Source organism: Domibacillus sp. 8LH (assembly GCF_038806185.1).
Lineage (GTDB): Bacteria > Bacillota > Bacilli > Bacillales > Domibacillaceae > Domibacillus > Domibacillus indicus_A.
On record NZ_JAVJNG010000036.1, the window covers coordinates 17,698 to 31,102 of the forward strand.

Genomic DNA, 13,405 nt, shown 5'->3' on the forward strand with positions numbered 1-13,405 from the left:
AATCATGCTTTGTAGGTCTCTTTTTTATCAGAGAGCGTTGTTGGATCAGCTTTTAAATAAGCAAGCCAGTAAATCAGGGCCACAAACAGGGCACCGCCAGCCGCATTTCCAAGAAAGACAGGAACGAAGTTTTGTATGTAGTCTCCCCAGTCAGCGTGACCGGCAAAAATGGCGGCTGGAATAATGAACATATTGGCTACGACGTGCTGAAAACCAATCGCTACAAATCCCATAATCGGAAACCAGACGGCCAGTATTTTCCCGCTTATGTCTTCTGCGCCATACGACTGCCAAACCGCCAGTCCTACGAGCCAGTTACAGCCAATCGCGGAAAAAAAGCTTTGCCAAAATTCCGTTTCTATTTTCGCCTCAGCCGTATGAATTGTTTTATCTAAAAAAGGGCCCGTTTCGGTTAGTCCAACCAGATGGCCAAACACGTAGGCGACAAACAGCGCACCGACAAAGTTACTGATTGTAATCCAAAACCAATTGGCAAACAGCTGACGGGCAGTGATCTTTTTATGCAAACACGCAATCGTGACTGCCACCATATTGCCGGTTAACAGCTCACCTCCCGCCACAATGATTAACACGAGGCCAAGCGGAAAAACGGCTGCGCCTAGAAATGACGCAAATGATCCCCACTCTGCCGGCAAATCACCAGTGACCCGAATAGAAAGAAGGTAGCCGATTGAAATAAAGGCTCCGCCTAAAAAACCTAACGGGAGCATACTTTGAAGCGGAAGCTCTGCTTTTGTTTTGCCTGTTTCAGCAGCGATCTGTGCAATTTTTTTCGGGGGCTGATATCCCATTGGAAAATCCTCCTAATCTTTACAAGCAATATTGTTTGCTGATTTAGGAGAAATTATGAGTGTTTTTAATTTATTAAAGAAAGAAGGAATGAAAATGGATAAAGGAGTTTTATTGCAGCGTGTGCAGGCGATGATTGTTTCATCCACGAAAAAGCCAAAGCAGATGATTCTTTCTACAGTCAAAATGGCAGATTTATTAGGTGTTTCGCCGGAAGAAATCAGTCAAGGATTAAATGAGCTTGTAAAGGAAGGGCGTTTAAAGCAGTCGAAACTCAAAGAGGCGCCTCATCATGAGGTTTATTTCCTGCCTTAATCATGCGCGTGTTAGAGGAAAATGATACAGAAGCAGAGGAAGATGTGGAAGTTAACGTTTAGGCAGTATGGGATGCAAGTGGCATTCTCTTTTGGAATAGATGGATCACGATAAGAGTTCTGCCACTTGGCCATACAAGATTAAATTCAGTTGGTGCGGCACCAAAGCTTTCTCACGGTTTCTCATTCAGGGATCGGCTTATATGGACAAGCTGCCTGATCCCTTCTCTGATTTTTGTTTCATTCATATAGGAATAGGTTAACCGAATTCTTGAGCGGTCCTGGCCATACGGATCAAAATAAACGCCTGGCACAAAGGAAACCGACTGCTCAATGGCCCTTTTCAACAAATAGTTGCCGTCTATATGGTCAGGGAGCTCAACCCACAGATTCAGCCCTCCTTTAGGGCTTTCCCACTTCCAGTTGATCTCGGACAGTTCTTCTTCCATAATTTCTTTCCGGATTTGCAGAGCAATTCTTAGCTTGCTGAAATGCTGCTGCATTCGTTCAGAGTGAAAAAAGTGCAGGAAGATCTTTTGATTCAACAGCGGGGATCCGTTGTCTGCCAGTGATTTGACGGTGATTAATGACTGTCTTAAGGCCGGCGGGCAGAGCATCGCCGCAACCCGGAGACCGGGTGATACATATTTACAGAAGCTTCGAACATAAATAACAGATCCTGCCGTATCAAATGTGTAAACAGGCGGTGCTGCCTGCTTTTCAAAATAAATATCCGGATAAGCATCATCTTCCACAAGCAGGCAGTGATACTGTTCAGCAAGCTCTACCAGTCTTTTTCGCTGAAAAACTGGCACTACATAGCCGGTCGGATTATGAAATGTTGGATTTATATAAAAAAGTCTTGGCTTATAGGTTTTCATACAGTACTCGATCCGATCGAGGTCATACCCGTTTTCTGTTATATTGACCGCTATAATATTGGCTCCATGGTTTTTAAACGTGTCAATGGCAGTACTATAGGTGGGCCGCTCAAACAGGACTGTATCTCTTGGTTTGACAAAAGCCTGGGCAATCAAATGAATCGCCTGCTGAGAACCGGTTGTAATGAGAACACTTTCGGGTGTCACGTATGTTTTATGTATGCTCATAAAGTAATGCGCCAGTGATTCACGCAATTCGGGGTCCCCTTCTACAGTAGCATAGGTAGCCAGCACCTTCGGATACAGGTCAAATACTCTTTTTACGTAATGAGATAAGTAATGGTTTGGCAGCAAATTAGGATCGATAAGCGCCTGCGAAAATTGGTATTCAACAGAAGCAGCATGAAGAGCAGCAAGCTGGTTTTCTTTTCGATACGCCGCCACAATCGGCATATCTGCTTCTTCCTGTCTGAAGCTTCCGGTCTTTACGTAGTAGCCTTTTTTATCGACTACATACACCTTGTTTTGTTCTTTTAGCAGCTGAAACGCTTTAAAAACCGTGAGCCGGTGGACATTCATTTCCAGAGACAGCTGGCGGATGGACGGGAGCTTCTCATGTTCCTTCCATTCTCCTCTTTCAATCCGCTGTAGGATAAAATCATATACCTGCTCAAAAAGAAAGCCGTTCTCGTTTTTTCTTTTGGCTTTACTCACACTCCACGCCCCCTTCTGTCCCTAGTGTACCACGCAGTTTCTTCGTTCTGTTCTGTTTCTTTCAAACTGTTCTATTGAGGCAGGTTTATGATGGGAGCAAGGAGGTTGTAAAGATGATTCTTTTGTTTTATGTATGGATGTGCCTCATTTTCGGGACTACTTTTTAGCGATTAAACTGGGCGTAGATGCTGGTGCGTCCCCATTTTTTTCAGCTGGACTCCGCTTTTTTGGTGCTGGTGCGCTTTTGTTTCTCCTTATACGCATCAAAGAAAGGGCTCCCCTTGCCCTGCTGATCAGCCGGGATCTTTTTCTGGTTGGAACCGGGCTTACATTTGGCACGTTTGCTACGCTGTATTGGGCGGAACAGTTCGTGTCCTCGGGCACGGCGGCCGTTTTGTCTGCCATTGCACCTATGATGATTTTAGGAATGCAGACATTCGGTCTGAAACAAAAAATGCAGCCGTCTGCGATGATGGGCTGCGCGGTAGGAATTATAGGTGTGTTTCTGCTGATTCTGCCTAACCTTTCTTTATCCATGAATGCTCACTGGCTGTCCGGCTGTTTCGCTATTATACTCGGCCAGGTGTTTTACGCCGGCGGAACGCTTTACGCAAGGCGATCAAAAGAAACGGCGGTATCGCCAATCGCTTTGAACGCCGTCCAAATGATGCATGGCGGCCTGCTGCTGTTTGTGCTGTCATTCTTTACAGAAAACGGGCAGCTGTCTTCTTTAAGCCAGCCGGTTTTTCTGCTCTCACTGCTCTATCTTACCGTTGTCGGCTCTATGATCGGCCACACCCTGTATTATTATTTAGTCACAAAAACCAATCCGGTATTCCCGTCTACCTGGCTTTATATTTCGCCATTGATTGCTGTTATGGCAGGATTCTTGTTTTACGGCGAAGAGCTGTCCCGGATGACGTTAATTGGATCCATCACAATCATTGCCGGTACGATACTGGTGAATGCAGAAGCACTAAAGTCACTGGCGAGGAAAAGAAGTTTGGCTCGAAAGCCATATTAAAAAGTGGAGGTTATCCCTCCACTTTTTGGTATGAAATAGTCGTTCGGTTTCTTCCTTCAGATTTCGATTGATACAAAGCTCTATCAGCAAATTGAAAAAGTTCTGGCAGTGAACTTGTCTGCCGCGGAAACTCAGAGATGCCAAGAGAGATGGTGACAGACCTTTCCTTTATTTTTATCTGGTTTTCTACATCAATTCTTATTTTTTCCGCGATACTATAGGCTTCTAACACAGTGGTATGCGGAAATAAAATAACGAACTCTTCTCCACCATACCGAAAATAAAGGTCGGTTTTCCGGACAACAGAACGAATGGTAGCCACCAGCTTTTTTAATGTTTCATCTCCCATATGATGCCCATACGTGTCATTAATTTGTTTGAAGTAATCAACATCTATGACGACAAGAGAAAATGGCCGCCTTTGCGCCGCCCAGCTTTCCATCACCTCATTTAACTCTCTGCGATTCGGAATACCAGTCAATGGGTCCGTCCTAGCCGCTCGAGTCAGCTGCTGATTATTTTCTTGTACTGCTTTGACCGCAATCATCACACTCTTAGTCAGAAAGTCTGCTTCACGGTTCCAATGAGATTGTTCCTTGGGAACCTCTGCCGGCTTGCCTGATGCAAGCTGATTCATTAGACCAGCTAAATAAATAAAAGGAGCGGCAAGCTTTCTGGCAATCATAATCGCTAATGTCAGCAGGAGAAGAAATGGGGGCAGCATTCTCACGGCTAATTCTTTCATGTGGTTAAGCAAAACATCCTGCACATATGAAACAGGCGTCTGCTGAACAACGCCCCACCCGATGTCAGGTACCACATTATAAGCGGCAAGCATAGGCACGCCTGCTAAATTTGTAATTCTTTCAGCCCCGCTTTGTCCCTTCATTACCTTGTATACAACTGGGTTTGATGTGTGGTCCAGTCCGATACGCTGTTGTACAGGATGAAATAAAACCGTGCCATCGGGACCTACCACATAGTAATAGGAACCGTTTTCATCTACGGCTCCATTACCTAGTATTTCATTTAAAACATTTTCTTCATGAAGGTAGATACTGCCGCCAATCATCCCTTTGTATTGCCCTCTTTTATCATACAGCGGCTGACTCATTAAGACTATTAGACGTCCTGAAGGGCCAATATAAGGTTCTGTTAGAGCCGGCTTCTTGGCATCAAGAACTTTTTTAGTCTCCCCTGTCGTAATGACTTGTCCTCTAAGTCCAATTTTTGAAGGAGCAATACTGCGCACACATCCTGTTTCATCGATCCATGAAAGAGAGTTAAAGTAGCGGCTGCTGCTTTGTAAAAGTTCCAGCTGCTTTTGAATTTCCTCATCGCTTAAAACATCTTTCTCTTGCAGAAATGCAGCCGTTCCTTCAAGACTTAATCGCATCGAGCCAAACAATGAATCAACAGACTGGCTGATTTTGCTTGATTTAGAATAGTTAGCAGAAAGATAGGTTTCTGTGAGTGTTTCCTTCTCAGATTGATAAGATGAAATCATTATGATAAGAACCATTAATATAACAGAGACGCTTACAAGACCAGTGAACAAGGTGGCCAAACTTACCTTATGATTAGTAAACAATTGCTTCATGGGTGTCTCCTTAATTTCGGAAAAAAATAATCATTTATCCACTAGCCATCCCTTTATTATAAAACATACAAGTTAAAATATATAGCCTTTAGGAGCAACTATAGGGGGTAATAAACCTTTATCTGCAGGAATTTTTATTGAGAAGCTCTTTCGGCCATTCTACCTATTAATAAGGACAAAGTTTCTTATTTTCATCTACATAGATAAAGTAGTTACGTTATACTAAACATTAAGGAGGAACACATTATGCAGGCTATAATTATGTTTGCCATCTCAATGGCAATCTTCGGTTCAATCGGCCTTTTTTCGGAGAAAACGGCCCTGCCATCGATTGAACTGGTTTTTGTGCGCTGCCTTTGCGCCACTGTATTATTAGGAGCAATTTTAATCTTCCAGCTCGTAAAAAACACTGAATCCCCCGCTTTTAAAGTACCGCGCCGGGAGTACGGGCTTGCCCTGCTGTGCGGGGTTTTTCTTGTTACCAACTGGGTGTTTTTCTTTCGTTCTATTGAAGTCATGCCGATTACAGTAGCGGTGTCTATTTATCATCTTGCTCCCGTGATTGTACTTGTGCTCGGTTCTTTTCTTTTTAAAGAAAAAGTGACCATTTTAGGAGTAGTGTTTTTCTTTGTGTGCTTTTTCGGCACTCTGCTCGTGGGAGGAATTCACCAGCATACAAGCTTCACTGCGTTTTTATCAACTGGTGTAATGTGGGCTTTCCTGGCTGCTCTTTTCTACGCGCTGACCTCTCTGACTGGAAAGGGAATTCAAGCCCTTAATCCGTTGTCTACTACCATTATTCAAACGAGTCTTGGCATTTTATTGCTCGTTCCTTTCGCCAATTGGGCGAACTTTACCGCGCTTACGTTTGAAAATTGGGTCTATATTCTGATCACCGGATTTATTCATACAGGCTTTGTCTTTTATTTGTTTTTCCGCAGCCTGCGCCAACTATCGGCTCAAACGATCGCACTGCTTGTTTTTATTGATCCGATCGTAGCGATTTTGCTGGATGCATCGGTTCTCCATTACCGGCCTGATCTTTATCAAATTCTCGGCATCATCCTCGTTTTCGTCGGTATCAGCTACTCTCCCAAAAAAGAAAAACGAATGAAAAAACAAGCTGCGTGAATACCTATATTGTTCACGCAGCTTGTTCTAATTAAATATCCGGATAGTCGTTTAACGATTTTTCAATAAAGTTGCCTTATACCAATTTAATGCCTGCTTTTCGATTTCTTGAAAAAAATGGTGTTTTCCGGCTATATAGCCTGCTATATCGTTTGGATGCTGAGCAGCCAGCTCACTCTTGAGTTTTCCATATTTTATTCGCACCTCTAGATGAGCTCTTATGTAATCACGAAATGCCAAGTGTCGTACAATGTGTTTGCTTCCTCACTGATACACATGGATATGGTACGTCCGCAAGCTGCCTCCTTTCCGAAAAAAACGGCGTCCTGTAATTCCATTTTTCCTCTTCGGCTCGTACCCTGCTTCAACCATCGCTTCATTCAAGGTATCCACTTTGCTTATATCTTTCACTCCCGGCATCATGTCGATAATGGGCTTTGCTTTCAGACCTGGAACCGCTTTGCTGCCAATATGAACAGTCTCCATTAACTCATCTTTAAAAATGATGGAGAGCTTTTCGGCCTCGATCTCAAATAAAAGGGCCATTCTGTCCGATACGAACACACTTCTACTTTTCTCATCTATTTATTCATTCTCTTTTGGTTCCTCTTCCCTTAAACGCTCTTCTCTTTCCTCATGAAGCTCTTTTATCGCCTGCCCGGCAATATAATCAAAGGGAGTATACGAATGGCTAGGGAGTTCTTTTTTCCAAATCATTTTACAAACTACTGTTATCACTAAAGCAGCCATTAAAAGCGTAAAAACGACCGGTGCATAAAAAGCCACATTCATTTTGACGCCTCCTTACGACTTGTTTTTTAACTCTTCAAGAAGAGAAATGATTTTTTCATTTTGATCAATCAGTGTTTGATTTTGCTGTCTGAGCTTTGTGAAATCATATAAAAAAACGAGAAGAATAATTATGACAAAGAAACCCACACCTTCGCCTCCCCTTATACAAAATCCTATTTTCACCCTATCATATATATCCAAAATTAACCATTAATATTTTGGTTTCATGTAAACGCAGCAAAAAGGCAGCCTGTAGATCGGCTGCCTTGAAAAAGAATAGAACATTGTTTTCGGTTCACTACACATCTTCGCTGCACCTTGTAAAGAGATGTTACTGGCTGAAATTTCTATAATCTTTGATGACCAGCATCAGCACGAAACCAAACAAAACCGTATAAGCAATGAATTGAGTGTACTGAACATCTATATAGGCGTTTTTTATTAAAAACGTTCCTGCCACTAAACATACGAGCGTGCACCAGAACGACATATACCCTGCAAAATAGGCATTGGAGCGTGTACGCTGGTCATGCTGCTGGTTGATTTTGTTCCATAGTTTTTCTTTTTGATACCTAAAGCCAAGTTTTACTATTATATTCCAGACTAAATGTAAAGTCAACCTTACACTTTAATCATGCAAGCATTAACCGAACAATCTTTGGCCGTAAAAAAAGCTGCTTAGCAAAAGCAGCTTTTAAACATCACTTAACTATTTAAATAAATTTGAAATATATAACGGTTGTATCAAAGCTGCCTCCTGCCGACTTAACATAGCGGGGAATCTTCCCTGCTTCCGCATAGCCTAACGATTGATACAGCTTATTGGACGGGTCGCCTTCTCTTGTATCCAGCACTAAAAGAGATCGGTTTTCTTGCGATGCCCTCTCCTCTGCTTTTTGCATAAGAAGACGCCCGATGCCATTCTGTCTGAAGTCGGGATGAACCATCAGCTTAGCCACTTCGGCCCGATGATCACCATTAGGCTTTGTGATAAGCTGCAATTGTACAGTCCCGGCAAGCCGGCCATCTATCTTTGCAATCAAAAGCACCGTATGGGGCGTTAATACCGTCTGCCAGTACGCTTTTGCTTCTTTCATTTGAATCGGTGGCAGAAAACCGATGGACGCTCCGTTATCTACTACTTCTTTTAAAAGCACAGACAGCTGTTCGATCACGCCTTCCATACTGCTTACTTCTTCTACCTTCGCTTTTTCCATTTCTTGTCCCCCACTTCGCGTATTATACATATAAGAATAAAAAGCCTGCTTCAACCGGATATAGGTCAAAACAAGCTTTTTTAAAGCAAATAGATTTTCAATAAATTCAGCATTTGATAAATTCTTTCATTTAAGCCCATTTACTACTAGGCCATCTGCCGGAAAGCCGGTACTTTCTCTTATTGTTCATTCAATATGTATGTTCCTTGCTTGCTCATACTTTTAGTGATCCGAAAAACTCTCTTTCAGCAGCCGGCCATTCGCTTGCAATAATACTGTAAAACACCGAATGACGATACGACCCGTCTCTTCGAATCATATGGTTGCAAAGGGTCCCTTCTTTTACTGCACCAAGCCGCTCAATCGCTTTTTGGGACCTGATATTTCGATCATCTGTTTTAAATTGGACACGGATGATACCTAACTCATGAAAGCAATAACGGAGCAGCAAATGCTTGCACTCTTTGTTTACAGGTGAGCCCCATACAGATGGACGAAACCATGTCCAGCCAATCTCCAGACTTTTATGAGCTTGTGAAATCGCCAAAAAGCGTGTTGTGCCAATGATCTTTCCTGTTTTCTGCTCAATCACAACAAATGGATATTCAGCACCTGTTTCTTTTGCTGTTAATGCGTCTTCTACAAATTGAGACATCTCTTGAAGCGTTTTAACGTGCTGGGGCAGATGCGTCCAGATATCTTCACGGCCCCCTGCTTCCCATAGCCCTTTTATATGCCCTCTTTCCATTGGAACAATTTGAACGTGATTCCCTGTTAATTCTTTGAGCGAATGATTCATTTGCCCCCTCCTTTTCTCCGGATGTTCAGCATATTTGGTACTCGTCTAATTTACTGACTTCTTTTACCTCGTTATTTTTGCTTTTAAAGAAAGTACTTCTTTATATTCTCAATGCACATACACCTATTATTTCCATTATATCCAATTCAAGCTTTCTTATAGAGAATGACCGACCAAATATTCCCCCATCGATCCTGTAGAAATCGCAGCGCTCATAACATTTTCAAAGCTAAATACTTACTTTTAGCTCTTTTTATTTTGTTTGCATAAAATGGCTGGAACGAGGCCATACTGTTTTGTGTAAGGCAGTCCTATTCTCTTGAGTTTATATCCCTGTTACCACCGTGCAGCCAGAGCCCCCTCTGGCTGTTTTTTTTGTCTATATCCCCTAACTCTTGGCAAAGAGTTAAAAGGGCTAACTATAAAATAAGTAATCGTAGTCGTATGCTTTATCGTTTCCAATAAAAATACCACCCACTTGAACCGTTAAGTGGGTGGCGGCAGTTCCATTCAGACAGCTCTTTTTCGAAGCGCAGCATAACAAGCCACGACAATTGCTCCCGCTAGACCTGTCAGCATATCGGTCATTGTATCTTTATTATCGTCTTCTTCCATGAAACCCATAACGGCCCCGAGAAATTCAGCACTTTCCCATATAGCACTGATCGTCACAGCGAATGTTAAAACAAACAAAAAAATCATCCATCGCGAAATTCCTTTTTCTACACTGTTTGGCAAAAGAAGTTTATAAATAGCTATTCCCACAAAACCCGCAAAAACACTCCCAAAGAAATGAAGCATTGTATCCCACCAGCGAAAGCGGTCATAAAATTTCAAGATGGCCCCCAGAAAAAACGTACAAAATATAAAAAGATAGTAGCTGATAATCAAAGGCAGGTTGAAAGGGATCTTTTTTAAAAACAAAAGTAAAACGGGCAGTAAGCTGAATAAAACCCTGCCAAGTGCATCCGGCCAGGTAGAGAAGTTTCCATTTACAACATCTCGAATAAAAACAGCGGCCATTACGACAACAAACGTTATGCTTAAAAACAAAATGACTTTCTTTTTCATGTCATCACCATCTAAAAAAGTTTTTATTAGTATGCCCAGTAACTGCCATCTCAACCCGGTGATGAAAGTGCCCTTATCTGCATTTTCCTGATTCTCATACTTCTCCACTCATATTCCATTTACTCCAGAGAAAATTTCTTAGGGAAAATACCTATATGGGACAACATTCCATTCAAAAAACAGAGCATATACTTATGTCATGAACAGAATGGAGGGATCCCTATTGGCCGACAAATCAAGAGTACACCAGCACTTGGCCTGGCATGAGACGCTTGAACTGCATGAAATAGCAGCCACGACAGCCCATTATCTGACTGAATTCAAATTGCAGCTTGCGAATGTACAGGACCCGACGCTGCGAGGTCTGTATATGGAGGCGATCCGGAACCTTGAGCAAAATACGCTTGAGCTGCTTCCTTTTTATGAAAAAGCACCCATTCCGATGATGCTCAAAGACAGCCTTGAAACGTTCAGTTCCAAGCCGATGGGAGTAAATTTGACCGCCTTCTATGGAAGAAAACTGCTTATATTTGCAAAAAATGCCGTGCGTAATTATGCGGTCGCCATTACGGAAACTGCCACTCCAGCCCTGCGTGTCATCTTTCAAAAACAATTACAAAAAGCGATCGAATTGCACGCCAAGACGTTCGATTTTATGCTGCAGAGAAGCTATTACCCGGCGTATGATTTAGAGAAGCTGCTTGCTGAAGATTTGAAAAATGCCAAAACCTCTTTGTCCGTAAGACGCTGATATAGTATTATTCCTTCTCTTCAGCTATCCTGTTTTGTTAGTACACTAAAAAAGTGCTATATCTTTTATGTAAGTTAAGAATTATAAAAACAAAAAAGCCTCTGATTTTCTCCTTCAGAAGGAAAAAATCAGAGGCTTTTATATTTTATGAACGGGCTGCTATTTTGCCTTAAAAGGTCGCTGGAAGAATGTTTTTCAATTGGTCCAGATCTCGTCTGTTACAAAATAAAGCTGGCTCGCTGTGTATTCTTTCCTTCTTCTGTCTTGAATTGTACCATCCAGGAAAGGTGATCTTGTGAAAAAAGAGAATCGGGGTCTTTAAATCCATCTAGATAGTAAACCGTCTCGCCAATATGAAACTTTCTAGCTTCCTCCCAGCTAAATGCAACTCCTTCTTCGCAAGCTAAAAAATTTAATAATAATAATCCTGTCATGCTCTTGTGATGCCGAGATAATTGACATTATTCTCTCCATTTAACATTATGGGTAGATTTTAACCTATTTCGTTCTCTATACTGTCATTTAAAAATTTCGTAATAAGTACTTTTTTAACGGCATCCTCAACAAATGGCTCGTTTTTCTTATTGTACTGAATCGCCGCTCCCAGTTTTTCAATATAAGCTCCCGTAGTAAACCCAATATCATCTGCAACTTCATAGATAATTTTCTTCATAGCCTCTTGATATTTTTGTTTGTCGTTTTCACACATAACATCGATTATATCAATTAATGCTTTTATGCCGGACAATAAAATATCTAGCTCCTCTGCTTCTTTACTTTTAATTTTAACTTGGACATCATACTGCCCGTCTTCCTGAAAGTTTGATTCAACTTTCATTTCATGATATGTAGTCATTTCTTTCCTCCAGTACGTAGCTTTGATAGATCTTCAAGCTATTTGCCGCAAATTATGTAAGTAAAATGAGTGTTGCATAGTAGTGAAAAAGTGACTTTACCTTTACTTAAATACTTTGTCAATCTCTTCTCTATCGTACTCCAGTATCCAATGGTTATATTTTTTATACATCTCTTTTATTGTTTCAGCTGACTTAGCCAATAAATCACAGCCCCTATCATCATAGACATGAAAAATGGTCTCTTTTTTAACATTAATAAAAAAATATCGTGAAAAATTCTAGGTTTTATTCCCATGTCTTGGTTACAAATGGCTTTTAACAGCGGAATATATTTAATGTCTGATGTTTTACACTTAAGAGTGAATCTATGCGTTTTGCACTTGCCGTCTTCATCGTCTTCAGGGAAAACATAGGGTAACTCCGTGTACTTTAACTTATACAATATAGATTTATCCTTTACATATAGAGAAAAAATGTTTAGTCTGTGCTTGAACGTACTATTATCTCCGAAATCATTTACATTTGTTACTACAAAAATCTCTTCTTCTGGAGAATGTAAGGATCTAAATAAGGTGATGGCCCTTTCGTAAACTCCTTTAAGATAAAAACTTTCTTCAGCACAATCCTCTTTGGTCCAATTCACACCCAGTTCGAAGCGAATACCAACATCCCAGCTATAAAATAAAGGAGGCCTAAGAGATAAGTTTGGAAAATTGACTTTCATATAATTTTTAAATTTCATATGGTTAACTCCTATCATTTTAACAATCCTTTTCTTGAGTGATCCTGTCCTGTTAATGTAACAAGAATCATTACTTACTGCTTTTTCTCAATTGGTTCTTGGCTTCTTTCACGATAGTTACAATTAAGGCTGCCTTGCTTAAATTTGAATGATTGTCTCCATACCGAAAATCATCTATCATATCACTAATATAGCACCATTCTTCTAGGTCCTCAGGATAGTCAAGGTCACGAACCACTTCATATATTTGATAAGCTATATCCAAGGCATTTTCTTCATCTTGTAATATCTTTTTTGATAAATGTCGAATGTAATAGGCTGAACACTCTTCATATGATGGTTCCTGCAAATTCAACTCACTTAAAGCTCTTCTAAAGTAATCTTCTGACTCAAAAATATTAAGTGGTTCTCTTAGAGTAGAGAGGATATTCAGGGAAAATGATGAACAATCATTTTCTAACATTTTCAAAGCCCAATTAATATAATCAATAGACTTAACATCACCTTTGTACTGTTTATAAAACAAAAGGAAAGTATCCATTCCCCTACCCCTTGAAAGTTTTTTCGCTTATTATATCAAACGCCAGAACTTAAGTGATGGTCTGGTGCCTTTTCAACTACCCTGTGGAGCGTCTACACTTATCTGGACAGAAAAATTAAGGTCACGTACACTTGACCTAAAACAGATGAGGAGCTCTAACT

Annotated in this window: 15 protein-coding genes and 2 pseudogenes; 4 read left to right on the forward strand and 13 right to left on the reverse strand. The window is 41.0% G+C overall.

Annotated features, from left to right (window positions below; genetic code table 11):
* Nucleotides 1-2: 2 nt before the first annotated feature.
* Entirely contained in the window at nt 3-812 is an 810-nt protein-coding gene (locus tag RG959_RS22140; protein WP_342798986.1) for a formate/nitrite transporter family protein, read from the reverse strand.
* A gap of 94 nt (nt 813-906) precedes the next feature.
* Between RG959_RS22140 and RG959_RS22145 the strand changes: the two genes are divergently transcribed.
* Nucleotides 907-1,125, forward strand: coding sequence for a hypothetical protein (locus RG959_RS22145; RefSeq protein WP_342798987.1), 219 nt, complete (start codon nt 907-909; stop codon nt 1,123-1,125).
* Nucleotides 1,126-1,297: 172 nt separating this feature from the next.
* On the opposite strand, the gene RG959_RS22150 is transcribed toward RG959_RS22145, so the two are convergent.
* On the reverse strand, nt 1,298-2,719 hold the full coding sequence (locus RG959_RS22150) for an aminotransferase-like domain-containing protein (protein WP_342798988.1): 1,422 nt from the start codon (nt 2,717-2,719) through the stop codon (nt 1,298-1,300).
* A gap of 133 nt (nt 2,720-2,852) precedes the next feature.
* On the opposite strand from RG959_RS22150, the gene RG959_RS22155 reads away from it, so the two are divergent.
* On the forward strand, nt 2,853-3,743 hold the full coding sequence (locus RG959_RS22155) for a DMT family transporter (RefSeq protein WP_342798989.1): 891 nt from the start codon (nt 2,853-2,855) through the stop codon (nt 3,741-3,743).
* Nucleotides 3,744-3,753: 10 nt separating this feature from the next.
* Here RG959_RS22155 and RG959_RS22160 read toward each other — a convergent pair whose 3' ends face one another.
* The gene (locus tag RG959_RS22160; RefSeq protein WP_342798990.1) at nt 3,754-5,343 is read right to left on the reverse strand and encodes a sensor domain-containing diguanylate cyclase; all 1,590 of its coding nucleotides are present in this window, start codon (nt 5,341-5,343) and stop codon (nt 3,754-3,756) included.
* 246 nt (nt 5,344-5,589) lie between these two features.
* Between RG959_RS22160 and RG959_RS22165 the strand changes: the two genes are divergently transcribed.
* Nucleotides 5,590-6,474: a DMT family transporter gene (locus RG959_RS22165; RefSeq protein WP_342798991.1), complete on the forward strand. Its 885-nt coding sequence runs from the start codon at nt 5,590-5,592 to the stop codon at nt 6,472-6,474.
* Between the two features lie 51 nt (nt 6,475-6,525).
* Here the strand turns inward: RG959_RS22165 and RG959_RS22170 are convergent.
* The 6 genes and pseudogenes from RG959_RS22170 to RG959_RS22195 all read right to left on the reverse strand — a co-directional run bounded on the left by RG959_RS22170 (nt 6,526) and on the right by RG959_RS22195 (nt 10,353).
* Nucleotides 6,526-7,020, reverse strand: a pseudogene (locus tag RG959_RS22170) (GrpB family protein).
* Nucleotides 7,021-7,059: 39 nt separating this feature from the next.
* Nucleotides 7,060-7,266, reverse strand: coding sequence for a DUF3951 domain-containing protein (locus RG959_RS22175; RefSeq protein ID WP_342798992.1), 207 nt, complete (start codon nt 7,264-7,266; stop codon nt 7,060-7,062).
* A gap of 12 nt (nt 7,267-7,278) precedes the next feature.
* A complete protein-coding gene (locus RG959_RS22180) occupies nt 7,279-7,413 on the reverse strand; it encodes a hypothetical protein (RefSeq protein ID WP_315691066.1) in 135 nt (44 codons plus the stop codon).
* A gap of 566 nt (nt 7,414-7,979) precedes the next feature.
* Nucleotides 7,980-8,483 (reverse strand): GNAT family N-acetyltransferase, encoded by a 504-nt coding sequence (locus tag RG959_RS22185; protein WP_342798993.1) that lies wholly within the window; start codon nt 8,481-8,483, stop codon nt 7,980-7,982.
* Between the two features lie 214 nt (nt 8,484-8,697).
* Entirely contained in the window at nt 8,698-9,282 is a 585-nt protein-coding gene (locus RG959_RS22190) for a GNAT family N-acetyltransferase (protein ID WP_342798994.1), read from the reverse strand.
* Nucleotides 9,283-9,792: 510 nt separating this feature from the next.
* Entirely contained in the window at nt 9,793-10,353 is a 561-nt protein-coding gene (locus RG959_RS22195) for a DUF2238 domain-containing protein (protein ID WP_342798995.1), read from the reverse strand.
* A 223-nt stretch (nt 10,354-10,576) separates the two neighbouring features.
* On the opposite strand from RG959_RS22195, the gene RG959_RS22200 reads away from it, so the two are divergent.
* A complete protein-coding gene (locus RG959_RS22200) occupies nt 10,577-11,104 on the forward strand; it encodes a spore coat protein (protein WP_342798996.1) in 528 nt (175 codons plus the stop codon).
* A gap of 218 nt (nt 11,105-11,322) precedes the next feature.
* Here RG959_RS22200 and RG959_RS22205 read toward each other — a convergent pair whose 3' ends face one another.
* The 4 genes and pseudogenes from RG959_RS22205 to RG959_RS22220 all read right to left on the reverse strand — a co-directional run bounded on the left by RG959_RS22205 (nt 11,323) and on the right by RG959_RS22220 (nt 13,244).
* Nucleotides 11,323-11,538 carry a hypothetical protein gene (locus tag RG959_RS22205; protein ID WP_342798997.1) on the reverse strand — a complete coding sequence of 72 codons (216 nt, stop codon included), beginning with the start codon at nt 11,536-11,538 and terminating at the stop codon, nt 11,323-11,325.
* A gap of 59 nt (nt 11,539-11,597) precedes the next feature.
* Complete coding sequence (locus RG959_RS22210) at nt 11,598-11,960, reverse strand: hypothetical protein (RefSeq protein WP_342798998.1); 363 nt, start codon at nt 11,958-11,960, stop codon at nt 11,598-11,600.
* A gap of 102 nt (nt 11,961-12,062) precedes the next feature.
* Nucleotides 12,063-12,721 (reverse strand): annotated as a pseudogene (locus RG959_RS22215) (DUF3885 domain-containing protein).
* A gap of 52 nt (nt 12,722-12,773) precedes the next feature.
* Nucleotides 12,774-13,244 (reverse strand): hypothetical protein, encoded by a 471-nt coding sequence (locus RG959_RS22220; protein WP_342798999.1) that lies wholly within the window; start codon nt 13,242-13,244, stop codon nt 12,774-12,776.
* Nucleotides 13,245-13,405 lie beyond the last annotated feature (161 nt).

Excerpts from the sequence above, each read along its gene's own strand:
- RG959_RS22190 (WP_342798994.1), bottom strand. The coding sequence starts at position 9,282 with ATGAATCATTCGCTCAAAGAATTAACAGGGAATCACGTTCAAATTGTT.
- RG959_RS22155 (WP_342798989.1), top strand. The coding sequence starts at position 2,853 with ATGGATGTGCCTCATTTTCGGGACTACTTTTTAGCGATTAAACTGGGC.
- RG959_RS22210 (WP_342798998.1), bottom strand. The coding sequence starts at position 11,960 with ATGACTACATATCATGAAATGAAAGTTGAATCAAACTTTCAGGAAGAC.
- RG959_RS22175 (WP_342798992.1), bottom strand. The coding sequence starts at position 7,266 with ATGAATGTGGCTTTTTATGCACCGGTCGTTTTTACGCTTTTAATGGCT.
- RG959_RS22220 (WP_342798999.1), bottom strand. The coding sequence starts at position 13,244 with ATGGATACTTTCCTTTTGTTTTATAAACAGTACAAAGGTGATGTTAAG.
- RG959_RS22140 (WP_342798986.1), bottom strand. The coding sequence starts at position 812 with ATGGGATATCAGCCCCCGAAAAAAATTGCACAGATCGCTGCTGAAACA.
- RG959_RS22145 (WP_342798987.1), top strand. The coding sequence starts at position 907 with ATGGATAAAGGAGTTTTATTGCAGCGTGTGCAGGCGATGATTGTTTCA.
- RG959_RS22205 (WP_342798997.1), bottom strand. The coding sequence starts at position 11,538 with ATGACAGGATTATTATTATTAAATTTTTTAGCTTGCGAAGAAGGAGTT.
- RG959_RS22165 (WP_342798991.1), top strand. The coding sequence starts at position 5,590 with ATGCAGGCTATAATTATGTTTGCCATCTCAATGGCAATCTTCGGTTCA.
- RG959_RS22185 (WP_342798993.1), bottom strand. The coding sequence starts at position 8,483 with ATGGAAAAAGCGAAGGTAGAAGAAGTAAGCAGTATGGAAGGCGTGATC.
- RG959_RS22160 (WP_342798990.1), bottom strand. The coding sequence starts at position 5,343 with ATGAAGCAATTGTTTACTAATCATAAGGTAAGTTTGGCCACCTTGTTC.
- RG959_RS22195 (WP_342798995.1), bottom strand. The coding sequence starts at position 10,353 with ATGAAAAAGAAAGTCATTTTGTTTTTAAGCATAACGTTTGTTGTCGTA.